We start from the raw sequence: 279 nt of genomic DNA on the forward strand, positions 1-279 counted from the left end.
TGGCGAAGAGCTCGGCTGTGATGTCGACCAGCGCACTCTCAGGCTCGAAGATCCAGCTTTGGTTCTCTTCTGGTACCACGTCCCGGAACTCGAGAATGACGATTGGGTGGTCGTGCAGACCAGCACCGTCGCGGTCAAACTGTGTGAAGGTTAGCTCCCAGAGCCCATCGCCATCAAAATCGGTAATATCGAAGGTCGAGGGCGAGACGTTTGAGCCCAGTTCGAAGGAATAGTACCGCGCCGTGTTCTCGTAGCTCATCGGGACCCGTCACTGTTTTA

At 55.9% G+C, this 279-nt stretch carries 1 protein-coding gene; it reads right to left on the reverse strand.

Annotated elements, in window-relative coordinates; all coding sequences use genetic code 11:
• Positions 1 to 259, reverse strand: a 259-nt coding sequence (locus E0702_RS17110; protein WP_132045740.1) for a hypothetical protein, incomplete at its 3' end; no start/stop codon positions are given.
• Between the last annotated feature and the right edge of the window lie 20 nt (positions 260 to 279).

The organism is Halomonas marinisediminis (genome assembly GCF_004347715.1).
Taxonomy (GTDB): Bacteria; Pseudomonadota; Gammaproteobacteria; order Pseudomonadales; family Halomonadaceae; genus Halomonas; species Halomonas icarae.